The 24,327-nt window shown below is 43.8% G+C and carries 20 protein-coding genes; 15 read left to right on the top strand and 5 right to left on the bottom strand.

Features of this window, described 5'->3' with window-relative positions:
* The first annotated feature begins 29 nt into the window (after window positions 1–29).
* On the top strand, window positions 30–1,283 hold the full coding sequence (locus P0M28_RS30260) for an asparagine synthetase B (protein ID WP_302207252.1): 1,254 nt from the start codon (window positions 30–32) through the stop codon (window positions 1,281–1,283).
* 155 nt (window positions 1,284–1,438) lie between these two features.
* Window positions 1,439–3,541, top strand: a complete 2,103-nt coding sequence (pta, locus tag P0M28_RS30255; RefSeq protein ID WP_302207251.1) for a phosphate acetyltransferase — start codon at window positions 1,439–1,441, stop codon at window positions 3,539–3,541.
* Between the two features lie 56 nt (window positions 3,542–3,597).
* Here pta and P0M28_RS30250 read toward each other — a convergent pair whose 3' ends face one another.
* Window positions 3,598–5,328, bottom strand: a complete 1,731-nt coding sequence (locus tag P0M28_RS30250) for a ring-infected erythrocyte surface antigen domain-containing protein (protein WP_302207250.1) — start codon at window positions 5,326–5,328, stop codon at window positions 3,598–3,600.
* A gap of 208 nt (window positions 5,329–5,536) precedes the next feature.
* Here P0M28_RS30250 and P0M28_RS30245 point away from each other — a divergent pair, with 208 nt between their 5' ends.
* The 12 genes from P0M28_RS30245 to P0M28_RS30195 all read left to right on the top strand — a co-directional run bounded on the left by P0M28_RS30245 (window position 5,537) and on the right by P0M28_RS30195 (window position 18,677).
* Entirely contained in the window at window positions 5,537–6,724 is a 1,188-nt protein-coding gene (locus P0M28_RS30245) for an acetate/propionate family kinase (RefSeq protein WP_302207249.1), read from the top strand.
* A gap of 72 nt (window positions 6,725–6,796) precedes the next feature.
* A complete protein-coding gene (locus P0M28_RS30240; protein ID WP_302207248.1) occupies window positions 6,797–7,219 on the top strand; it encodes an ArsI/CadI family heavy metal resistance metalloenzyme in 423 nt (140 codons plus the stop codon).
* Window positions 7,219–7,836 carry a sigma-70 family RNA polymerase sigma factor gene (locus P0M28_RS30235; RefSeq protein ID WP_302207247.1) on the top strand — a complete coding sequence of 206 codons (618 nt, stop codon included), beginning with the start codon at window positions 7,219–7,221 and terminating at the stop codon, window positions 7,834–7,836. The genes P0M28_RS30240 and P0M28_RS30235 overlap by 1 nt, the downstream gene beginning before the upstream one ends.
* Before the next feature lie 191 nt (window positions 7,837–8,027).
* Window positions 8,028–8,939: a sugar phosphate isomerase/epimerase family protein gene (locus tag P0M28_RS30230; RefSeq protein WP_302207246.1), complete on the top strand. Its 912-nt coding sequence runs from the start codon at window positions 8,028–8,030 to the stop codon at window positions 8,937–8,939.
* Window positions 8,940–9,139: 200 nt separating this feature from the next.
* Window positions 9,140–9,688, top strand: coding sequence for an OmpH/Skp family outer membrane protein (locus P0M28_RS30225; RefSeq protein ID WP_302207245.1), 549 nt, complete (start codon window positions 9,140–9,142; stop codon window positions 9,686–9,688).
* Window positions 9,689–10,261: 573 nt separating this feature from the next.
* Window positions 10,262–11,437: an efflux RND transporter periplasmic adaptor subunit gene (locus P0M28_RS30220; protein WP_302207244.1), complete on the top strand. Its 1,176-nt coding sequence runs from the start codon at window positions 10,262–10,264 to the stop codon at window positions 11,435–11,437.
* A 167-nt stretch (window positions 11,438–11,604) separates the two neighbouring features.
* Window positions 11,605–11,895, top strand: coding sequence for a hypothetical protein (locus tag P0M28_RS30215; protein WP_302207243.1), 291 nt, complete (start codon window positions 11,605–11,607; stop codon window positions 11,893–11,895).
* Between the two features lie 33 nt (window positions 11,896–11,928).
* Window positions 11,929–15,129, top strand: coding sequence for an efflux RND transporter permease subunit (locus P0M28_RS30210; protein ID WP_302207242.1), 3,201 nt, complete (start codon window positions 11,929–11,931; stop codon window positions 15,127–15,129).
* Between the two features lie 5 nt (window positions 15,130–15,134).
* Window positions 15,135–16,595 (top strand): efflux transporter outer membrane subunit, encoded by a 1,461-nt coding sequence (locus P0M28_RS30205; protein ID WP_302207241.1) that lies wholly within the window; start codon window positions 15,135–15,137, stop codon window positions 16,593–16,595.
* A gap of 180 nt (window positions 16,596–16,775) precedes the next feature.
* The gene (locus P0M28_RS31225) at window positions 16,776–17,003 is read left to right on the top strand and encodes a transposase (protein WP_367281888.1); all 228 of its coding nucleotides are present in this window, start codon (window positions 16,776–16,778) and stop codon (window positions 17,001–17,003) included.
* Window positions 17,004–17,015: 12 nt separating this feature from the next.
* Window positions 17,016–17,579 carry a transposase gene (locus P0M28_RS30200; protein WP_302210952.1) on the top strand — a complete coding sequence of 188 codons (564 nt, stop codon included), beginning with the start codon at window positions 17,016–17,018 and terminating at the stop codon, window positions 17,577–17,579.
* A 219-nt stretch (window positions 17,580–17,798) separates the two neighbouring features.
* Window positions 17,799–18,677: an Rpn family recombination-promoting nuclease/putative transposase gene (locus P0M28_RS30195; RefSeq protein WP_302207240.1), complete on the top strand. Its 879-nt coding sequence runs from the start codon at window positions 17,799–17,801 to the stop codon at window positions 18,675–18,677.
* 82 nt (window positions 18,678–18,759) lie between these two features.
* On the opposite strand, the gene P0M28_RS30190 is transcribed toward P0M28_RS30195, so the two are convergent.
* Together P0M28_RS30190 and P0M28_RS30185 are read right to left on the bottom strand one after the other, a co-directional pair.
* Complete coding sequence (locus P0M28_RS30190; protein ID WP_302207239.1) at window positions 18,760–19,203, bottom strand: RES family NAD+ phosphorylase; 444 nt, start codon at window positions 19,201–19,203, stop codon at window positions 18,760–18,762.
* Window positions 19,203–19,736 carry an Xre family toxin-antitoxin system antitoxin gene (locus P0M28_RS30185; RefSeq protein WP_302207238.1) on the bottom strand — a complete coding sequence of 178 codons (534 nt, stop codon included), beginning with the start codon at window positions 19,734–19,736 and terminating at the stop codon, window positions 19,203–19,205. Before P0M28_RS30185 ends, P0M28_RS30190 begins: the two co-directional genes overlap by 1 nt.
* 24 nt (window positions 19,737–19,760) lie before the next feature.
* On the opposite strand from P0M28_RS30185, the gene P0M28_RS30180 reads away from it, so the two are divergent.
* Entirely contained in the window at window positions 19,761–20,777 is a 1,017-nt protein-coding gene (locus tag P0M28_RS30180) for a quinone oxidoreductase family protein (RefSeq protein ID WP_302207237.1), read from the top strand.
* Window positions 20,778–20,811: 34 nt separating this feature from the next.
* Here P0M28_RS30180 and P0M28_RS30175 read toward each other — a convergent pair whose 3' ends face one another.
* Window positions 20,812–23,220 (bottom strand): ABC transporter permease, encoded by a 2,409-nt coding sequence (locus P0M28_RS30175; protein ID WP_302207236.1) that lies wholly within the window; start codon window positions 23,218–23,220, stop codon window positions 20,812–20,814.
* 255 nt (window positions 23,221–23,475) lie between these two features.
* Window positions 23,476–24,252: an XRE family transcriptional regulator gene (locus P0M28_RS30170; protein WP_302207235.1), complete on the bottom strand. Its 777-nt coding sequence runs from the start codon at window positions 24,250–24,252 to the stop codon at window positions 23,476–23,478.
* Between the last annotated feature and the right edge of the window lie 75 nt (window positions 24,253–24,327).

Raw genomic sequence — 24,327 nt, 5'->3', positions numbered from 1 at the left:
ATCTTACATGTCTACCTAACCTATTTACGATGAGATTTCTGGCAATAGCGTTGCTATTTCTTTCTTCTTGGGCCTCGGCTTCTAAGCTATACATTCCGATGGATGGAACGCAGGCCAATCACCTGAAAGCTTATGGATTGACGTACTGGATTTTGCAGCAGCAAGTTCCGGTTGACTGGCTCCTCAACTACCGAGGTGGCTCATTTCTGTGCGAATATAATAGTACAATAGAGAATGAAGCAATTGTTCGGGGTATCACCTACGAAGTAATTTCAGATACTCAAGCCGATCAAATGTCGGCAGTAATTGCTAGTCCGGCTTCTAATCAGGATTTGATGCGACTGGAACAGTTTCCAAAGATTGCCGTGTATACGCCCCGGAGTGAAAGTCCCTGGGATGATGCGGTGGTACTGGCTCTGAAGTATGCCGAGATACCCTACCAAGAACTGTACGACGAAGAAGTACTGAACGGAGATTTGAGTCAGTATGATTGGCTCCACTTGCACCACGAAGATTTCACTGGGCAATATGGTAAATTTCATATGGCTTTTCATATGCATCCTTGGTACCAAGCTCAGCGACAGGAGTGTGAGGATATTGCCAATAAGCATGGCTTTACCAAAGTTTCTGACCTGAAACGAGCCGTTGCTGAGAAAATTCAAAAGTTTGTAGTAAAAGGCGGGTATATGTTTGCCATGTGCTCGGCCACCGATACCTACGATATTGCACTAGCCACCGCCGAAACCGATATGGCCGCGGCAGTGTACGATGGTGATCCGGCCGATCGCTCGGTCAACCAAAAGCTTGATTTTCAAAACACTTTTGCTTTCGTAGATTTTTTAGTAGTTACCAATCCTTGGGAGATTGAGTTTTCATCTATCGACATTAATTTAAGTACTCGTCCTATACCAAGGGAGCGAGATTATTTTTCTCTCTTTGAGTTCTCAGCCAAGTGGGATCCTATTCCTACCATGCTTACGCAAAACCATGAAACCACGGTGAAAGGGTTTTTAGGGGCTACCACTGCTTTCCGCAAAGAGCATCTTCGCCCGAACGTAATTGTGTTGGGTGAAAACCGTGAAGCCCACGAAGCCAAATATATTCACGGTGAGTACGGACGAGGGTTCTGGACTTTTTATGGCGGACACGATCCGGAAGATTACCAGCACAACATCGGCGAGCAACCCACCGACTTACGACTGCACCCTAATTCACCGGGCTATCGGCTCATTCTCAACAATATTTTATTCCCCGCAGCCGAAAAGAAAAAGCAAAAAACGTAGAGGTAGTCTACGGTCGACAGTCCATAGTCCACAGTTTAGATTTGTAAAGTATAAACTGTAGTCTACTAACTGTGGACTGTCGACTATTAACTGTGGACTAATGACTAAAAAACCTGTAACTTGCCAGTCTTTTAAGCTAAACCACAAAGATTCTGATGGCGAGTTCTTTATACGTGACCACTACCGAGGCACATACCGGTAAGTCCTTGGTATGCCTGGGTATGCTAGAAATGATCCTCCGCAAGACCGAAAGAGTGGGTATTTTCCGCCCACTAATCAGCGGAAACTCCGGGCAGCAAGACAAAAATATTCACCTGCTGCTGGAGCACTTTCAGCTCAAGCAGTCGTACGAAGAATCCTACGGCTATCACCGTCGTGAAGCTCGGGAGCTCATTCTTGAGGGCAAGTACGATCAGGTGTTAGACCGCGTGATTGAAAAGTTTAAAGCCCTGGAGCAAAAGTATGATTTTGTGTTGTGTGAGGGGAGTGATTTTACTGATGAAAACGCGACGCTGGACTTTAATATTAACGTAGATTTTGCCAAAAATCTGGGCTGTCCGGTGCTACTGCTCGCCCGAGGCGATCAATCCTCATCTATTGAGGATATTCTAAGCCCAGTACAGATTACCTACGATTCATTCGTAGAAAATGAGTGCGAAGTAGTGTCGGTCATTATCAATCGTACCCAGCCCGATTTAGCTCACGAGCTGCTGTTGAGTCTTCGCAACCGAATTTCGAAAAAAGAAACTGTACTGGGCGTAATTCCGGGTAATGCTACTTTGCAAAGCCCAACATTAGGAGAAATTAAAAATCATTTACAGGCTCAAGTGCTATACGGGGGCGAACAGCTTGATAGGCAAGCCTACCGCTACTCAGTGGCAGCTACGCAACTACAGCACTATTTACCGTATCTTACCGATCAGTGCTTGGTAATTACGCCGGGCGACCGAGCTGATATTATTTTAAGCGTACTGCAAGCGCATCAATCTAAAAACTACCCAGATATTGCCGGTATTCTGCTGACGACTAAATTTACTCCCGAAGAGTCAATTTCGCGGGTACTGGATGGTATTACTGACATTGTACCCATTCTGTCGGTGGAAGAAAATACCTACAATACTGTTGCCCAAATAGGAAAAATAACCTCGAGCATCACTCCTGAAAATGAAACGAAAATATTGCTGAGTAAGCGACTGTTTGAAAAATATATTGATACTACAGTACTTCAGGAGAAGGTAAGTAATGTGCAACAGCGAGGCATGACCCCTCGCATGTTTCAGTATAATCTGGTGAAACGAGCTAAATCAGAGAAAAAGCATATTGTGCTACCGGAAGGTGATGATGAACGAGTACTGCGGGCTGCCGAAATTCTACTGGAGCAAAATATCGTTAACCTAACCATCTTAGGGAATGTGGAGGCTATCAAAAATAATATTGGCAAGCTGGGGTTGAGAATTGATACCGAACACGTCAGTATCATTGACCCTGCAAAAACGCCGCAAGCGGAAAAATTTGCCGAGCGGTTTGTGGAGCTACGTCAGCATAAAGGAGCAAATCTGGATATGGCGCGAGATACCGTAGTTGATGTGTCTTATTTTGGTACTATGATGGTGCTGGAAGGACTAGCCGATGGCATGGTCTCCGGAGCCGCGCATACTACTCAGCATACTATTCGCCCGGCTTTACAGCTTATCAAAACCAAGCCGAATGTTTCGCTCGTGTCGTCCGTATTTTTTATGGCACTGCCCGACCGGGTGCTGGTGTACGGCGATTGTGCTATCAATCCCAATCCTAATGCTGAGGAACTGGCGGAGATCGCTATTTCATCGGCGCAAACCAGTGAGGCGTTTGGCATTGAGCCTAAAATTGCCATGCTATCGTACTCATCGGGAGCTTCGGGGCAAGGCGAAGATGTAGATCGGGTGCGGCAAGCCACCGAAATTGTAAAGGAGCGAATGACTGATCTAAAAATTGAGGGGCCCATCCAGTACGATGCTGCTGTGGATAAAGAAGTAGGCATCAAGAAAATTCCGGGTTCGGAAGTAGCTGGCTACGCCACCGTACTGATTTTTCCCGATTTGAATACAGGAAACAATACCTACAAAGCAGTTCAGCGAGAAACCGGAGCCGTAGCTATCGGGCCAATACTGCAAGGGTTACGAAAGCCAGTAAACGATCTTAGCCGAGGTTGCACGGTGACTGATATTGTTAACACCGTAGTAATCACCGCTATTCAGGCACAGAATATTACCGAGTAAACAAAAAAAGCCCTGACTATTAGCCAGAGCTTTTCGGATTACTATCTGGTTCGATATTATAAGTTTTCAGAAGCGATAATTTCGCCATCGTCAGCAATGTATACTATGCCAGTACCTTCATCGGTAGATACCTGTAACTGATACAAAGCTTCAGGAATTTGCTCTCCAGCGTATATTGTTAAGTTCGCTCTATCGTCTAAAATTTGACTGACAACGGCACCATCCATTTTGTAAGCTCGTTCAATGGTACCTTGGCTAAAATCGCTATTGCTGAATGCATCTTTTACTAACTGAGGAAGACTAGCTTCACCTACTTCGGTCATGTTCTTAGAACCGAATGATACCGATGGATCTTTGATCTCATCACGTCCATTGTTCATAGTTACTTCTTGAGAATAAGCATTACCATCAACCGCTTCTGCTGTCTCTTCGGTTATATCTTGGGTTTGCTCAACGGACTCTTCAATTACTTCGTCGGTTCTTTCAACCGCATCTTCTACATTCTCTTCGGCCTGCTCAACGGTTTCTTCTACTGATTCAGCCGCCTCACTGGTTCTGTATTCGGCTGCCTCGCTCATTTCGGTAGTTTCCTCGTTTACTGCCGGAGTTGCTTCATTTACTTCTTGCTTAGTTTCAGTAGCAGCACTTTCTACCGATTCTTCAGTTTTGGTAGCTGCTTTCTCTACGTCATTACCTGTTTCGTTAGTAATTGCTTCTATATTGTTTTCTGTCTCATTAGCAACTTTTTCAGCTTCGTAAGTGGCTGGCTCCATTACTTCTCCTGCCTCTTGAGCTGCATTTTCGGTTGTCTCTTCCGCTGTTTCGGTAGCATTCCGCATTGCCTCCTCGGTTTCGCTAGCTACATTTTCAGTAGCCTCTTCCGCTTCGTATGCTGCATTTTCTACCTCAGCCTCTGTGTTTCTAGCAGCATTTTCAGTTGTCTCCTCGACCTCGTAAGCAGCGCTCTCTACTGTTTCTTCAGTTTCGCGCGCAATATTCTCAGCTGATTGTTCTACATCAGCTTCATTTAGCTCTTCTCTAGCTTCAGAGGTAGCATTGTTAACTGCTTCTTCGGTTTTATAAGCAGTTCCTTCCATTTCCTCGCCAGCACTTTCTGCTGAATTCTCGGTTTCGTTTACTGTTTTTTCTATTTCTTCACCAGCATTTTCCACCGCCTTTTCAGTTTCATAAGTGGCAGCTTCTACCGTATTTTCGGTTTTCTCAGCAGCGTTTTCTACTGTTTCCTCGGTTTCATTAGTGGTCTGTTCTGCTTTTTTTTCAGCTTCACCGAAAAAGTTTACCGATTCATCGGTTGTAATTTCTTCTTCAGCAATAGACTCACCGTCGTCACCAATATAAAGTATACCCTTTCCTTCATCAGTACTCACATGCAAAATGTATAGTTTATCGGGTAGCTGCTCTCCCGGGTACATCGATAAGTTTGCTCGAGATTCTAAAATCTGAGGTAGGGCAGCACCATCAATTTCGTAAGCTCGTTCAATGGTACCTTGGCTAAAATCGCTGTTTTTAAAGCTATCCATCACCTCTTGAGGTACGTCAGCGTTGTTGATTTGAGCCATATCACTTCCACTGAAGCGAGTCTCGGCACTAGTGCGTTGCACATTATCTTCCGACTCGTAAGTCTCTTCGCTGATGTTACTACGTGCTTCAATAACTTCTTCTTGGGAGGACTGCTGTTTCTTCTTAGTTTTGGTAGGAGCTTCTTGGGCCTGTACTCCAAAAATTACGGCCGTTGATAGTCCTACAGTTAATAGTATCTTTCTCATTTTTAGCTAGTTTTGATTAAAAAATGAATAATTCACTTCCCGTCGTGGGAAAACTGTGCCAATTTGAAATGAATGGAACCTAGCAGTAAATGATAAATTCTGTCCATTACAATGGGCAATATCTACAACAGAGTGGGGAATTATTGTCATGGTTAGGTTTTACTTTTTTACTGTTGTGTGGCAATTTATGAATCCATAATCGCTGAAAATGAATGTATTAGTATTAAATTCGGGGAGTTCCTCAATAAAGTTTAGTCTATTCAAAATGCCGGAGGAGCAAGAAATTTCTTTAGGATTAATAGAAAAGATTGGTGAAGAAAATGCCCTTGTAACTCTGCGAGTCTCCTCTAATGAGACGAAGCACACTCAGTTGGTATCTGATCATAGCGCCGGCTTAAAAATTATTGCCGACTTCTTGGCTGATAAAGTATTGATTAATCAAGAACTATCTGCAATAGGCCACCGGGTAGTGCACGGTGGAGAAGCATACAGCGATACCCAGTTAATTACCGACGAGGTTCTGCGAAAAATTGACGAGTTAGCAGTTTTGGCACCCCTTCATAATCCGCCTAATGCTGAAGGTATTCGAGTATCTCAACAAATTTTTCCTCAAGCTAACCAAGTGGCTATCTTCGATACGGCTTTCCATAGTACGATACCTCCGTATACGTACCGTTATCCGGTTCCGAATCGCCTGTATCAAGAGCATGGTATCCGGGTATACGGAATGCACGGCACTTCCCATCAGTACGTAACCCAGCAAGCAGCTAGCTTCTTAGGGAAGCCACTTGACTCGGTAAATCTGATTACAATTCATCTGGGAAATGGGTGCAGCATGACGGCGGTAAAAAATGGGAAAAGTACGGACACTTCAATGGGCTTAAGTCCGCTGGCCGGATTAATGATGGGAACCCGCAGTGGGGATATTGACCCAGCAATCCCGTTTTTTCTGAGTGAGCAGGCAGAAATGTCGCCCGCCGAGATCGATCACCTGCTAAACCACGAGAGTGGGTTGAAGGGAATTACCGGAGAAAATGACTTACGGGAAGTACTCCGGAAGCAGGAGCAAGAGGATAAACCCGCGAAGCTAGCCCTGGAGATGTATTGCTACCGGATTAAGAAATACGTAGGAGCTTACTTGGCTGTTTTAGGTAGTGCTGACGCTTTGGTGTTTACTGCTGGAGTAGGAGAGAACAGTCCTTTTGTTCGAGAGAAAAGTTTGGAAGGCCTGGAGGCGTTGGGAATTCAATTGGATTCTTCTAAAAACAATCAATCGGTTAGTGGCATTCAAGAATTACAAGCGGAGGATAGTAAAATTAAAATTCTAGTAGTACCTACTAATGAAGAACTAGCTATTGCTCAGCAAACTTTTCAGCTCCTTAGCGAAGAAAAATAAAAAATCTTGCGTCTTTTCGTTAGCTTCTTCGTCACCTAGGTGAATTCACTATTCATTCTAAAATTATCTACGATGAAAAGATTACACATCAACGTGAAAGTGCAAGATTTAGCAGCATCCGTAGCCTTCTACGAAGGTTTATTCGCCAGCAAGCCTACGGTTCTTAAACCAGATTATGCCAAGTGGATGCTGGACGATCCGCTCGTAAATTTTTCAATCAACCTGAGTAGTAATGAAGGGGGAGTTGAGCATTTGGGTATTCAGGTAGAGACTGAGAAGGAGCGAAATGAATTATTTAATCGTCTCGATCAGATAAAAGGTGAGCAATTTAAGGAGGGGGAAACAGTGTGTTGCTACGCGCATTCCACCAAATCCTGGATTGCCGATCCGCAGGGCATTCCCTGGGAAATTTTTCAAACCCACGGTGCTTCTCATGTTAACCGAGCTCCGGTAGCATCGTTAAATCGCCATAATGGTACTTGCTGTGCAAACTAATGAAAAACGACTTAACTAAGTACGCCGAACGAGACACCTGCCAGCGGGTGTTTCCTTTGTTTGAGCAGTACCGTGCGGAACTGGTTCAATTTGTAAACCGTCGCCTCCACGACACTGCCCAGAGTGAGGCAGTAGTAAGCGATGTATTGGTAAAGCTCTACCGAAACTGCGAGTCACTAGATTCGGTAAATAATATGCGAGCGTGGCTGTACCAAGTAACCAAGCGCACGGTGTATGATTATTTTCGCGAGCAGTCCAAACTAACTGATTTCTCGCCGGAGGTAGCGGAAGGGGTTTCGGAAGAACTGGAGGCGGAACTCGATATTTCTTCATTTATCCCGGAGCTAATTAACTGCTTGCCCCAGAAGTACGCAGTTCCCCTTAAAATGAGCGATTTAGATGGAATTCCTCAGCGAGAAATAGCGCAACGACTAAATTTGTCTTTGTCAGGAACGAAGTCGCGTATTCAGCGCGGACGGCAGAAACTGAAGCAACTACTAGAAGAATGTTTACATCTGGAGACGGATCGACGAGGTGTTCCGGTGGACTATCAGGTAAAAGATTCTTGTAATTTTTCAGCCAGTTATTGCGATGATAATCAGCCTTGCAGCAAGTAGTTATTCATACGTAATTCGGTATGGCTGAGGGTTGTAGATGCGCTACTCTTTCCTGGCTAACCGCAATATTGGTAGCAAAAGTGCTTCCCTGCTTTTTCGCACTTTCTTTTTTAAAAAGGTGTGTAGAAAATAATCCGTATCTTGACGGTTCTAATAGCAATATTTTTCACATTTACACATCCTAGTTTGTAATGCAACGTCGCAAGTTCTTATCTACTACTGCTCAGGCCTCACTGGGTGCGTGGGCACTACCCAGTCTGTTAAAATCATCACCCTTATTTTTTAAAATGTCGTTGGCCGAATGGTCGCTGCGCCAGCCTATTCGTAAGGGAGCTATCACCAATCTGGACTTTCCTCGCGTAGCCAAAGAGTTCTACGGCATTGATGCGGTTGAGTACGTAAATCAGTTTTTTATTGACAAAGTGAAAGATCAGGTGTACTTAAAAGAGCTTAAACAACGTGCTGATGATTTAGGTGTAACCAATGTGCTAATTATGTTAGACTTGTGGGAGTATCCTACGGCCAGTCCGGCTGAGTCAGAAAGAATAAAATCGGCAGAAAAGCACTACGAATGGATTGATGCTGCCCACACCTTAGGCTGTCACGGGGTAAGAATTAATGCTAATGGCTACGAAGGTAAATCACCCGAAGAGGCCGCTGATCTATTTGTAGATACGCTAGTTCGTCTGGCTGATTATGGCAAAGCAGCGGACATGAATATTATGGTAGAAAATCATGGCAACTATTCTTCCAATGGTAAGTGGTTGGCGATGGTAATGGAAAAAGCTAATCGTGACAACGTAGGCACATTGCCAGACTTTGGGAATACCAAGATCGCTAAGAACGAAGATTACGATCGCTATCAATTAGTAAAGGAGCTGATGCCCTACGCTAAAGGAGTGAGTGCCAAAACGGTTGAGTTTAATAGCCGGGGAAAAGAAGTAAATATGGACTACGAACAACTGATGGCTATTGTGAAAGAAGCTGATTTTACGGGCTACGTTGGTATTGAGTTTGGAGGTAAACTTGAGGAGATAAACAAAAATGACGGCGTTATGCTCACCAAAAAACTACTACAAAAAGTAGGCGGTCAACTCTCCTAATTAACAAGAAATTGACAGTGGACAATTAATAGTTTCATAGGCAAATCGCTGTCTATTACTTTTCACCTTTCCATTGTCAATTTTCAATTGAAGCGTTAACTCTTGTTAAATCTTTCTAGTTATGTTAGGGGAATCATTGGGTTTTAGCTATTTTCGAGGTTTATTTTGCACTTAATTACAATCTAACGGGACTACTACCGATGAAAAAGATATTCCTTACTTTACTTTCAGTTACTACTTTAAGCACAGCAACTACCTTTGCTCAGGGGCTTAAAATCGGATTTGTTCAATCAGAATACGTATTGGGGCTATTGCCCGAAGCCAAAGCAGCTCGCCAAGATGTAGCTGCTTTTGAACGAAAGCTCAATAATAAGCTTACCGCCATGCGGCAGGGGCTAGAGCTACAGGCTGCTCAATTACAGCAGGAAGCCGCTAACTTAAGCGATACAGTGCGGGCAGTCCGGGAGCAAGAACTCCAGGAATTGCAGCAAGATATTTTAAGTGAACAAGAAACGGCCCAACAGCAAATGCAATTTAAGGTGATGCAAGCCATGAGCCCCTTACGGCAAAAAGTGCAACAAACAATTGACTCGGTAGCTCAGCTTAATGGCTACACCCACATCTTTCCGGCGAGTGTCAACGGGCAGGCTATGTTAGTCTACACCCAAAATCCTGAAGAATCTAACGTGACCCCGCTAATAATTGAAGCCCTCGGTTTGAGTGAACCTACCGAAACATCCGGACAGTAGCTCCTTCTGTAAAGAAACCCTATTCAGAAGCGGCCTTCAAGCCGTAAGGTTGGTTTGCCCGTGGGTCGGTTTATCGGTGAAACTGTGGGTAAAACTTACCTATTGGCCTTTTGCTATATTCTATTTACATAGAAGACTACGTATCAATAAATCATACAGAGAGTTAATTCTTAGGCTGGTGATGGTGAGCGAAGCTAGCGTAAGTGGTGTGTCCTAAATTGCATTTTTATGAGAATTACTTGCTCAGGGAAGCTCACTGCGTGTATTCTTTCCGGTTACTGCTAATCTGCTACCGTATTTATATTAGCTATATATTACATTTCTTTATTAGAAAAGTTTAGTGACAATTTGGGTAATTGGTCACCAAACTGAAGAATTATTCTACATTCTGTTTAAGGTGTGGTAAAACATTCTACAGTTTGTCTCGGTACTAGAGAGTAGAATGCCTGAAGTGTACAAAAAATTGAGTAGCATATGTTGCTGAAATTTAGGCAATTAGAGCCAAAACAGCTTATCATTACGAATAAAAGTACAGTTATTGATATGCGGAACCCCGAGAAACTATTGAAGTTAATGATGAAATATCAATACTACCCAGTAAACGTAAGAGAGTTTTACCGATCGGCTATTGCCGTCATACTTTTTTCCTTAATGTTCAGCTGCAAGAAAGCTGAACCTAAAGATGAAGGATTACCCTTACCGGTAATGACGCTTCAGGAAGAACGAGCCGCAAAATCATTTCAGTACTTAGGTTCTATTGAAGGAGTAGAAAATGTAGCCATTCGCCCTCAGGTAGATGGAATACTGGAGGAAATCTATGTTGATGAAGGGGTTTTTGTTAAGAAGGGACAGCCACTGTTCAAGATTAATAGTCAGCCCTACCAGGAGGATCTTAAAAATGCGATGGCCAACGTTAAAGTAGAACGTGCTAAGCTTCGAAAAGCCAAGACCGAGATTGATCGTATTAAGCCACTGATCGATAATGAAGTTATTTCTAAGGTAAGAATGGAAACAGCTTTAGCCGATTACGAGGTAGCTCAATCCTCTCTGGATCGTGCCCAAGCAGTAGCAGCTAACATGCGGATTAATTTGGCATTCACGACTATTAAAGCTCCCGTAAGTGGCTTTATTGGGAGAATTCCTAAATCTATTGGAAACCTAGTAAAGAAAACTGATGGAGATCCTTTAACCGTACTGTCTAACGTAGAGGATGTCTACGTTTACTTCTCAATGAGTGAGGCTGACTATCTGTATTACGAGAGGATGAAAGGAGATTCTACTTCCAAAAAGATGAATAGCCAAGTGAAGTTGGTTCTATCTGACGGTTCGGAATACGTTAAGCGAGGGGTTATTGATGCGAACTCCGGCCAGATTGATAAGTCGACCGGCTCAATCAATCTACGGGCTAAATTTGACAATCCTGATACGCTGCTACGATCCGGAAGCACCGGTAAGATTATCATGGAACAGATATACCCTAACGCTATTTTAGTGCCTCAGGGTGCCACGGCTTCTATTCAAGATAAGCGGTTTGTTTTTCAGTTTCAGGAAGAAGATAGTACAGTAGTGAGAAGAGAGATAAAGATTGAAGGAAGAACGGGGAAACAGTATATTGTAAGCGATGAAGTGCTTAATCCTAATGACAGAATTGTGGTTTCGGGCATTAATAAACTGGCGAACGGAGTGAAGGTAAATCCAATGCGCCCCGGTCAGCTGGTAGTGGATAACTCTACCACCACAATGCAGTAGTTGGTAACTTCGTAGTTTGTCTTAGAAATAGTAGTAAAAGATAAAGACTTCTGGATAGTAGCAAAGCTGTCTAGAAGTTTTCTAACTTAGTGGTATCCAATTGCTATTTTAGTGAAGGAGCTTACTTGCCCATTGATGCTTATTGTTGCCGCTATAGTTCAACTAAAATGATTCCTACTATCCTGGCTACCCGCTTTGAATGGAGAGTAGAGCAATTTCTCGCTATGCTTTGGTTTGAGGGCGAAAATGCCAATAAGTTAGTCGTTTTTCTTTTGCTGGCTTTTACTAATTTCTCTTCCTCTTTACCCGTCCATTTTTCATCTCAGCTTTCGTGGCGCAACCACCTGGTTGGCTCTCACCCAACGATCTATTCTAAACTGAGTAGGTGCTGGGTAGCAGAAAATCAATTGCCTGATAGTAAACATACCGTAGGTTTGGGTTGGAAAGGACAACAGTAAATATTTGATATTGTGAATAAGTTATAGAATACTATGTTAGAAAAGATAATTGATCGGCCAGTATTAACATTAGTAATATCAATAGTTTTGGTGCTAGCCGGTACCGCCAGTATTTTTCAGCTTCCCGTAGAGCGATTTCCAGAAATAGCCCCGCCAAGTGTGAGTGTGCAAGTCTATTACCCGGGCGGTAATGCCGAAACAGTAGCCAAGTCGGTGCTGCTGCCCATTGAGGAGTCGATCAACGGAACCGAGAATATGACCTACGCTCGTTCTACTGCTACCAACTCGGGTAGTGGACGAGTTTCCGTATATTTTGAACCGGGCACGGACCCTGACCTGGCAGCGGTGGACATTCAGAACCGTATCTCTAAGGTAGTGCAGCAAATTCCGCCAGAAGTAGTAGAATCGGGCATTACGGTACTCAAGCGAATGAAGGGTACCTTAATGACGATCAATATTTTCGCTGAAGAAGAAGACTCGCCCTACGACGAAACCTTCTTAAACGCCTACACCCGGATGAACGTAAGGCGAGAGCTAAAGAGGGTGCCCGGCTTGGCCGAAGCGGCTATTCTCCGTTCTCGCGACTATGCCATGCGAATTTGGCTAAACCCGGAGCGACTAGCTTTGTACGGTCTTACCCCTCGCGATGTTTACCAGCAAATCCGAGATCAGAGTTTTGAGGCTGCTCCTGGTAAATTTGGGGAAAATTCTGACGAAGTATTTGAGATTGCCCTGAAGCACACCGGGCGATTTTCTGAGCCAGAAGAATACGAAAACATTGTTATTAAGTCGGAAAAAGATGGGCTGCAATTGCATCTGCGAGACGTGGCCCGTATTGAGTTTGGAGCTTCCAACTACACCAGTCAGAACCGTCTGGATAGCCGCCCTTCGGTAACGATTGATGTGGTTCAGCAAAGTGGAGCCAATGCGGTAGAGATCGATAAAAACGTACGGGAGATTCTGGAAGAGCAGGCCAAGATTTTTCCAGAGGGCATCAGTTACGAGATCACCTACAGTGTGCGAGATCAGATTGATGAGTCAATGGGTCACGTGAAGCAAACGCTGATTGAGGCATTTATACTCGTGTTTTTAGTAGTATTCATTTTCTTACAAGATTTTAAGGCCACCTTCATTACTGCTATCACCATTCCGGTTTCTCTGGTAGGTACGTTCTTCTTTCTATCCCTGATTGGGGTGTCCATGAATGTACTCAGTATGTTTTCCATTGTACTCTCTATCGGAATTGTAGTAGATAATGCGATTGTGGTGGTAGAAGCTATCTTTGAAAAGATGCAACACCATAGTATGAGTGCCCGGGAGGCGGTGTTTGATGCCCTATCAGAAATTACCAGTGCTATTGTTTCTATCACAATGGTGATTGCCGCGGTATTCCTTCCGGTGGGCTTTTTGCAAGGGCCGGTGGGTATTTTTTATCAGGAATTCGCCTATACCATTATCATTGCGGTAGTTATCTCGGCAGTGGTGGCACTTACGCTGGGGCCAGTACTGTTCATGTTGCTGTACAAAAAACGAGGGCAAGAAAGCAAACTGGTAACTGAAAGTACCGACAGTGGAGTGGTGGGCAAAATACAAAAGTCAGAAAGGGTACAGAAAGCTAAAGACCTGGGTAACCGAGGATTGAAGAAGTTTGACACGCTCTTTGATCGGTTTACGAAGAAGTACGTTAATCTGGCACGGCTGGCCATCCAGTACCGGTGGATAAGCCTAGTTTCTCTGCTGGGCATTGTCGTAGTTACAGTGTTCTTAGCCAACCGCACTCCCCAAGCGTTTATTCCTACCGAAGATGATAACTTCTTGATATTCACCATGAAAATGCCCGAAGGGGCTTCTCTTCACCGAACCAATGAAGCGCTGGTGCAGGCCGATTCTATTCTCCAGATGGAATCTGCGGTGGCGGGAGTAAATACCGTTTCTGGCTACGATATTGTGAGTGGTTCGGAAAGTCCATCGTCCGGTTTGGGGTACGTACTGCTAAAAGATATTGATGAGCGAGGGGAAATAGAAGATATGAACGAACTCATTAAGCACTTGATGAGTAAACTGATGGTGATTAATGAGGTAAAGGGAATTAATATGTACCCTCGGCCTACCGTGCAGGGGTTTGGAGACTTTGACGGAGTACAGATCATGTTGCAAGACCGTTCGGATGGCGACCTAAGTGAATTCGGAAATTTGGTGAATGAGTTTATTGCTGAGCTTATTCAGCAATCAGAAATAGACAATGCCTTTACGTCCTACAATACTAATTTTCCGCAGTATTCTCTGAATATCGATTACAAAAAAGCCAAGGCGCTGGGGGTAAGCGTGAAAGATATGATGTTTACGGTACAGTCTAATTTTGGGCAGACCAGGGTGGGGGACTTTAATCGGTTCACCCGGCAGTACGGAGTGTTCATGCAATCTGACATTTCCTACCGCGAAAGCCCGGAGGCATTCAACTCCATCTTTGTGAAGAACAATGTAAATGAGATGGTGCCGCTAAACACCATTGTGAAGCTGGAAGAATCGTTTGGTCCGGAAACTATTACTCGGTATAACCTGTACAATGCTGCCCGAATTAATATTACTCCGGCTCAAGGTTTTAGCACCGGAGATGTAATGAATAAAATTGAAGAACTGAGTGAACAAACCTTACCCGCTAGCTTGAATTTTGAGTGGACGGGCATGAGCTTGGAGGAGAAAAAATCCGGTTCGGATTCTATCATCGTCTTTATTATCAGTATTGTGCTGGTGTACTTTATTTTGTCGGCTCAGTACGAGAGCTTCTGGCTGCCAATGGCCGTAATGCTTTCTTTACCTACCGGAATTATCGGGGTGTTTGCCTTCATCAATCTGGCCGGAATTGATAATAATATCTACGTGCAGGTAGGTATCATTATGCTAATCGGCCTACTGGCAAAAAATGCCATTCTGATTGTGGAGTTTGCTGCTCAGAAACGACAGGCTGGTGAACAAATATTAGATGCGGTACTCAATGCCAGTGCGCTACGCCTTCGCGCCATTGTGATGACTTCTCTAGCTTTTACTGCTGGTTTAATACCGCTCATGTTTTCCGAAGGTTCTTCAGCCATTGGCAACAAGTCGGTTAGTATTGGTACGGCTGGCGGAATGTTATCCGGGGTTTTTCTCGGAATTCTTATCATACCCGTGCTAGCCTTTGTATTTCTCAAACTAGATGAGCGGTTTAGCATAAAAACTACCCAACCAAGTTAATACGCATGAATTTTATAAAGCAATTACTCCCTATTGGCTTCATTTTATTAACGGCCATTGGGTGCAAAGTGGGCGAGGGCTACGTCAGACCTACTATTATTGATATTGAAAGTTACTACGGCAACAGTATTCATTCCGATTCTATCTCCGTCAATCAGACTCATTTGGCTGATGTAAACTGGCAGGATTATTTTGAAGATTCCACATTAATCGCATTGATTGATTCTGCACTGGTTAATAACTTCGATCTGCAACGAGAGATCCAACGAATTGGCATCGGTGATCAGATTTTTCAGCAGTCTAAAGCTAATTTTTATCCTAGTCTGGGGTTTTCTCCCTTTGGGGTCAATAGAGAGTACTTCTCTGAAAACTTTAATAACTTTGGCTCCAACCGGGCAAGGCGTAACCACGGAGAAAACCCACCGGGAACGTTCTACACCGAACGGCTAGCTTACACCACTTCTCTCTTTGCCAGTTGGGAAATTGATCTGTGGGGCAAGCTACGGTGGCAGAAAGAAGCGGCTCAGGCCTCTTTTATGCAAAGCCAAGAGTTTCAAAAGGCAGTGCAGACTGCCATTGTAGCTGAGGTGGCTTCTACCTACTACAATATGCTAATGATTAATTCTCAGATTGCGGTGGCGGAGCGAAACTTAGAGTTGGGAAGAAGCACGCTAGAAATTGTGAAATTGCAGTTTCAGGCCGATGAAACTACCTCGCTGGCAATACAACAAACAGAATCTCAGATGCTACGGGCTGAATCTTTAATTCCCCAGTTGGAACGCTCGTACATCTTACTGGAAAACCGCTTGAACCAGTTATTGGGTCGTTTTCCTCAACCCATAGATATTCAGCAAAATTTAGAAGATGTGGCGTTTGATGATCGGTACGTTACCGGAGTGCCCTTAGAACTTATCAGCAACCGGCCGGATATTGCTGCCGCCGAATATCAGTTAATTGCCAGTAACGCTCAGGTAGGAATTAACCACGCCATGCGCTACCCTTCTCTGGTACTGGATGCCAGCACCGGGTTAAATTCCTTTATATTCGAGAGCTTTTTAAACCCCATGGGGTCGGGATTTGCGATGTTTAACGGAGCTGTTTTTCAGCCAATCTTTCAAAATAAACGCCTAAAAGCTAACTACAACATTGCCGTAGCTGAACGAGAACTAGCCGAACTGGATTTTAGGGATAATGTAGTGGTAGCAGTTCGGGAGGTTTCTGATGCCTTGATTACTATTGAAAAACTGCAAGAAGAATATAGTATTGCTTTCCGCCGAATTATTGTGGCTACTAAAGGAGTGCAAGATGCTTCACTACTTTTTCAGAGTGGCTTTGCTAATTATCTGGAGGTGATTACTGCTCAGGAAGATGCTCTACAAAGTGAGCTTGATTTGGCTGATCTAAAAAGACAGATTATTCTGGCCAATATTGAACTATACCGAAGCTTGGGCGGAGGTTGGAAGTAAAGGGAGGTTGATAAGAATTATAAATTCTTCAAAAATACTACACTTATCCCAGGAGCGAATGATGTAAGAACATGTTTAGGTTTCGAGTTAGTAAAAACTGAATAACTGGTAAAATTGCATAAAAGAAGGAATCGGCTAATCTTTAGTTGACCGCGCCACGATGGCCAAACCATCTAGATTATGCAAGACCGTCAAACAGCCCTTACCGATTCCGACTGGAAATATATACAACCAATCGTAGATAAGGGAAGAAAACGTAAAACATGTTTACGTATGGTAGTCAATGCCATATTCCATGTGAGCCGGACTGGGACGCAGTGGCGAAACATAGATAGTCAGTATCACCCTAATCTATCGGTTATACTATACTACTATTATCAATGGCAACGTAATGGTGTTTGGAATTAGGTACTTTCTGCTCTGGTAGCCACGTTTCGGCGAAAAAACGGAGACTGTCCGAAGCCTTCAAGAGCGGCTATTGACAGTCAGAGTATAAAGTCTGTTCCTTTTGTCTCCCAGGACAAAGGTGTAGACAGCAGCAAGCTTATCAATGGCCGAAAACGTCATATTGCCGTGGATAAACATGGCTTACCTATTGCTCTGGCCATTACTGCCGCCGATGTACACGATAGCAAGGCTGGGGCTGAGTTACTCTGGCAAATGGAGGGGAATGAACGGCTTGAACTGTTCTGTCTTGACAAGGCCTATCGGGGTGAGTTTTTAGATGCTTTAAACCTATACGGGTGGCGAGGGGAAATAGCAAAAAAGCCAGATAGTACCACTACCGATGGCAACATACGAACCGCTCGAATCACCAGTAACGCCATTCTGATCGCCAACCAGCACTGCCCTCTATTCTTCCGAACGGTGGATTCTATTGATTACAAAAAAGCGATGCTGGTGTTCTACGAACAAAATAATATCACCGCTTTTAGAAGAATATTTATCGACCAGTTTGAATTTGCGGTGAAGACATATTTTTGACTACCAGTATTTTGGGAAGGAAGCGTGAAAGTATAGTGATTGACTCAATGATATTGGTGGTCTGTCAGATTGTTGATATATTGGAAATAGCAGAACGTAGTCGTCGCTATTCCCCCGTTATTTGTGGGTAACGGAGACAGGTTGCCGTTACTGATTTGTTACCCCTTATCTAAAAATGCACCAGTTGCATCATGCAACGATTTGGGCAAATGATTATCTTTGCCAAAAAGAGACGATATGCCCGAGTTCATAGAAAAATACATCAACCCGTTCACCGATTATGGTTTTAAGCGACTTTTCGGAGAGGAACCGAACAAGGAATTACTACTCGATTTTCTGAACGAGCTACTCAAAAACGAACAAGGAAAAATAATCGGTCTGACCTACCTGAAAAGTGACAGGCTGGGAAATAGTGAAGATGGCCGGAAAGCTGTTTTTGACCTCTACTGCGAGAACGAGGATGGCGAAAAGTTCATCGTGGAGCTGCAAAAGACCAAACAGAAGTTTTTCAAGGACAGGACAGTCTATTACTCGACTTTCCCGATACGAGAACAAGCACAGCGAGGTTCGGACTGGAACTTCGAGTTAAAGGCGGTTTACACCATAGCAATCCTGGACTTTGTGTTTGATTCAGAAATGGACGAGCTGGATAAGTTCAGGTATGACGTAAAACTGACGGACATAGAGACTTGCAAGATCTTTTACGACAAGCTGACCTTCATCTACTTGGAGATGCCCAAGTTCAACAAGCCTGTTGAATTACTGGAGTCCCGATTTGACAAGTGGATGTATGTAATTCGTAACCTCAATAAGTTGAACAGAGTACCCGATGAGTTACGAGAAAATATCTTTGAGCGGCTCTTTGAAGTGGCCGAGATAGCCAAGTTCAGCAAGGAAGAGGCGGAAGCGTATGAGGAAAGTTTGAAATCCTACAGAGACTTGCAGAACTCATTGGACATGGCACGTGAAGAAGCAATAGACAAAAGAAACATAGAAATAGTTCAAAATTCACTTAATGCAGGACTCTCGATTGAGATGATAGCAAGTATCACAGGACTGAGCAGCAAGGATATAGAAAGAATAAAAAACGAGAGGTAACAAAGGCTAAAAAAGCATGGTCGCCCGGCGGGATGGCAACGTTTTTTAGCCGAGTCATTATCATACATTTTTCAATCTTGCATCAATCGGCAGCTAGCTCCGTAAAATTTACCACTTCTACCTTACCAAATTCTTTGTAAAGCGGATTAAGAATAAAGTTGTACTCAACCCCTACAATGGTAGATGGTACTTTGATAGCAAAAAAGTCTCTACTGGCTGCTCGCTGGGTGAATATTTCCGTAGTTTCAGATGAGTAGGGGTATTGGTTCCACTTTTCAGGAAGGACTTTGATCGTTTCTATTTCAAATGCATCGGGTATTTCAATCTTGGCAATGAGAATGCTTTTGGGCAAGGTTGCTTTATTAGCCGAATGTACGTAGTACTCTAACAAAGCCAGTGAAGCATTTTCGGAGCAATAAACCGCTCTGGTTCCCACCTTATTCCATCGGCCACCCACTTTTTCGGCTCCAATACCCAACAGGGTGCTATCGTTATATTTCAGGTTGGCAGCTCGGTATACGTACATCAACTGTACACATTGTATTGGATTCGTATAATCTCGTTCCCAACCATCTCAAAACCAAAAATGCTGTCCAGCAACTCAAATGGTTTTTTGTTTTCTAGGGCGGGCGAAAGAGTCATTAACCAAATCTTAAAATCTTCTTTAGAATCAAAAACTTCGTAGCCAAGGCCGTAGAGTCTTGCTAACTCGTATATCCTTTCGGAAGTCTCTTTATTATAGACCTCCTTTTTTTGCATACTGCTAATAGATGAGGGTAAAATAAGTTCGAGCTCTTTTTCTGTCAAACCTATGCTACTGATGAGTTGCTTCCACTCATGTTTTTTTACCCCGCTTCGTATACGGTCGATCAGTTGGAGTTGGTAGCTTGGCGTATCTTTGCCATGTTTAACCACCCAAGTTGGCGAAAACTTGGCTACGCCTCCTTTCGGCATCGGTTTTCTTGTAACTTTCGCCTTCGGGCTTTTGCTAGTTTTCTTACTTGCCGCACCCGTATCTATAATTGCATATTTACTATTGACTAAATGTAAACTTACCACCGTTATTTTTAAAATTTAACTAATTTGAAAGCCTACCTACTCACTAAACACGGATCCGCCTCATCCCTAAAAATACAGGATATACCCGAGCCAATTCCCAAAGCCGGAGAGGTACGGGTAAAGGTTAAGCGGATTGGTATAAACTACGCCGAAATCCTTTCCCGACGAGGGCAGTACCGTTGGGCACCAAAGCTACCCTACGTGCTAGGGATGGAAGCTTACGGGGAAATTGATGCAGTAGGAGAAGGAGTTAATCGGCAGATTGGTGAGAAAGTAATTGCCGGGGGGCAGTTCGGTAGCTACGCCGAAAAAATGATCGTGAAAGATTATATGGCGTTACCTGCTTTGGAGCAGTTTTCTCCCGAAGAAAACGCCGCCTTTATCGTCAATTATATGACTGCCTGGGTTGGGCTGATGAAGCTGGCTCGTTTGCAACCATCTGATTCGGTGTTAGTGAATGCCGCAGCCGGAGGAGTGGGCACGGCAGCGGTGCAGCTTGCCAAAGCTCAGGGCTGTAAAGTATTTGGTACTGCCAGTCAGCCCGAAAAGTTACAGTTACTGAAAGAGCTGGGAGTGGACCATCCTATCAATTACCGAGAGCTGGATTTTGCCTCGGTGATCCGAGAGGCTCAGTCGGGTGGGGGAGTGGATGTGGTTCTGGAGCTAGTCGGTGGTGAAACCTTCCGCAAAAGTCGCGAATTGCTTAACCCATTTGGCAAGCTCGTTATCGCCGGTATGGCGGGGCTCAATTGGAGCAAACGTAATCCGCTCACTTGGCCACACTTGCTGAAAAATATTCCTCAAGCTAAAATTCTACAAATGGCTCAACGCTCAACTGGACTGCTCGCCACCCACATTGGTTACCTAATTGAGCACCAGGCAGTAGTAGAACAGGAATGGCAGGTGCTGACTAAATTTGTGAAAGAACATAACATCAAACCGGTTATCTCTAAAGTATTTCCCTTTGCGGAGCTTCCCCGAGCGCACGAGTATATTGAGTCGCGGCAGAGCTACGGGAAAGTGATGATTTCTCTTGATTAGTAGAGAATGGAAATTATCATTTGCTGATGCTTTGTTACTCGCTGCGTAGAGATTCTACCGGGTTCATCGTGGCTGCTCGCGCACTCTGAAGGCCAACCGTAAGCAAAGTAAATGTTATAGTGATAAATCCGGCAATACCTACCATCCACCACGTTAAATGAATACGGTAGGCAAAATCTGCCAACCAACCGGCTGTTAAATAGTAGGCAATAGGAACGCTGAAAATGAGACTAACCCCGGCCAGAATCAAGAATTCTCGCGATAATAAAAACAAAAGATGGGGAACACTGGCACCTAACACTTTTCTGATTCCAATCTCTTTAAATCTTCTCACCGAAGAGAAAGCCGAAAGACCGATGAGACCGAAGCAGGCAATGGCGATAGAAATTATGGTAAACACCCTGATCAACTTTGCGAAGCGGATTTCATTGTCGTACATATCGCCCATTTGCTCATCCTGAAAGTAGAAGTCAAAGTTTTTATCGGGAAATACTCCTTGCCAGGCCGTTTCTAATTGGGCAACAGCTTCTTGAAGGTTAGCCGTTTGGTATTTGATGCTCAACAGCGAGTAATCTCTAATACCGTAAATCAATGCTACTGGTTTGATCTCTTCGTGCAGCGAGAGAGTATGGAAATCTTTGACTACTCCGATAATGGTAGATTCCACCCCATGAATTGTGATCCTTTTTCCGAGTGCCTCCTCGGGGCTAGCGAAAGCCAGTCGCTCGATCAGAGTTTCATTCACCACGTAACCCCGCACCGTATCCTGGTCAAGCGTAGTCATGGAGGTTTTTCCCGCTAATACCTCAAGGTTCATAGCATCTACAAAGTCATTATCAACCATAATATATTCTACGTTGAACCGCTCTTCTTCTGCGACTCCCGCATCTACTGAAGTAAGCCCGGTTGTACTGCTATTGCCTGACATAGGAGCACTGGATGACAAGCTAGCTAATTCAACAAAGGGAAACTGCTGCACGCTATTTTTCAATGATTTTACTTTTTCACTTGGTTCGTTACCGTGGATGTCTACAACAAGGATCGATTCCTGATCAAAACCCAGATCTGTATTTTGGAAAAGTTCAAGCTGACTAGCAATTACAATAGCCCCAATAGCGAGAGCTTGAGAGGCGGTTAGCTGAAAAGTAATCAGCACTCTACGCAGCGATAAGCCTTTGAAGGAGTTTGCTGCTTTTCGGGCACGAATAACATCAAGCGGTTGAAATTTAGATAACACTAGTGCCGGATACACTCCAATGGCTACAGTAATGAAGAGCAGCAAGCCTCCTAGAAATGCCAGCAGATCGGGAGTGAATGTAAATTCGTTTCCGATATTCAGATTGGTAAGTTCGCTAAAGTAGGTAAAGGACAGTTGGGCAAGTACGATACCGAAACCTACGGCAAACAGAGCGAGTAGTAACGACTCGGTCATAAACTGAGCAATGATATGCTTTTTCGTGCTTCCCAAAATCTTCCGCACTCCTACTTCCTTAGCTCGAGTGATAGCTTTGGCAGTTGTAAGGTTAACGAAGTTGATACACGCTACTACAATCATAAATAAGCCAATCAGTCCGAGCGTCCACAGGTAAGTAGTACTGGTCATGTAGTTGTCCGCGCCAAATCGTCCATCAAAGTGAATAGCAGCCAGCGGTTGAAGAGCCATAGATACGAAGTCTTCCCCCCAAGCAGTTTCCATATACTTGGCATTGAACTGATCCAATGCGGGTTGTAAGCTTTCTGCCGTCACCTCCGGGGGAAGCTGAACAAAAGTAGTTGTACTATTAACACTGCCGAACGATTCGCTGGCAACTCGATCAAACGTAGCGTAAGACACTAACTGTTCAAAAGGATAGTTGGTATTGGGCGGTGGGTCTTGAATCACTGCCCTTACTTCTACGTTGGTGCCATTGCTGAGGGTAATCGTTTTTCCGAGAGCTTCTTCTGCATCGCCAAATACTTTCTCAGCAAGCGATTGGGTAAGCACCGTCTGATTAACCTCGTTAAGTGCGGCAGTAGGGTCACCGATGATCCACTGCGAAGCATCATTGTAGTAATCAAGTAACTGAATAAACGCGGGATCGCAGAAAAGAATATCAGACTCAAACAGCTGATCTTCAATAGAAATAGAGTGATTTTGGGAGGTGTGGATCGAGACAACCCGCTCAAACTCCGGAAAATCATTCCGGAGAGCTTCCGCCATTGGATCGGGCGTATGCCCTACGTACATAGTGAACGTGGGATAGTAATAGTTGTTGGTTACTCTATAAATCTGCTCATTGTTCTGGTGATGCGTATCAAAGCTAAACTCGTAGCGCACAGTCAGAAAAATGATCACCGAACAGAGAATACCCAAAGTGAGTCCTACAACATTCAACAAACTACTTCCCCACTGGTGGCGAAGGTTTCTCCGGGTGGTATTCAGAGTGCTTGCAAACAAAGACATACGGCAGCTGGTAAAAAATTGAGAAGACTTAGCTAAGGTCACCAACCGTTATGCCAAATTATTAATTGGTTGATTATGAATAGGTTGAGATAAGTACGGGATTTTTTTACACCATATACTGTGCAAAAATGAACAGTTATTGCCCGAGAATGAACAGAAGGGAATGTGAACTAGGTACGAACTACTTTCGATGGAATATACCCAAATAGACCTCTACTAAGGTATTTACATCATCCAAACACTTGGATCACTCTGTCAATCAGAAATAAATCGCTGCTCTAAATCGTTAAGCTTTCGTTCCAACAATGCTACTCGCTCTTCCAGAAATATTGGGGGCTTCAGCACGGTACTGAAGAATCCCATCACTTTCCAAAGCTCTAAAATATTCTCCCGCTGAATTTGCAGGGTCTCATAGTTGGGGTTATCCGCCCGAAAGTAGAGTTGCTCGTCAGCATGGTCATAACGGCGCACAAAAATATCTTCTTCCGTCACCACTACGTATACTCCATCTTTCACTAGCTTTTTCTTCTCAGAGAGGGCAATGGGTGAGCAAGATAGGATATCACCTTTCAACAACCCTTTACGATTTACTTCCATCGCGTCATGCTGCACTTCAAACGCCCGAGACTTGTAGTGTTGGGTGTCGGGTAAGCGGACGTAGGGTAAGCGATTGATGTAATCTTTATTCTGATAATTAACAATGTACTCAACGTAACTCCCTCGTTTCACTAGTGGAGTATCTTCCTTGCTTAAATCCCGATCACTATCCGATTTCTCGGCTAGAGGCTTCTTATCATCTAAAATATCAAATTCCCGCAGCTCGGCTACCGAAAGGGCTTTGGTGAGCAGCGTGTCAATAGAAATACTAAAATAATTAGCAATATTGATTATAGTTTCTAGTTTAGGATCAGCTCTTCCTTCTTCATAAGCTCCAATACTAGCTCGAGATATGTCAAATATATCGGCAAATTCAGCCTGGCTGATATTTTTGATGGTTCTGATGGTCTTTATATTCTTTCCAATAATGGACATAGTACAATATTTTTAACTAATTTTTTTAGTAGTGCTAACTTTTTTAGCAAACGTCCGTATATATAATTAATTGCT

This window comes from Tunicatimonas pelagia, assembly GCF_030506325.1.
Classification (GTDB): Bacteria; Bacteroidota; Bacteroidia; order Cytophagales; family Cyclobacteriaceae; genus Tunicatimonas; species Tunicatimonas pelagia.
Note: the sequence above shows the minus strand (reverse complement) of the source record. Positions and strands in the feature narration are given on the sequence as shown.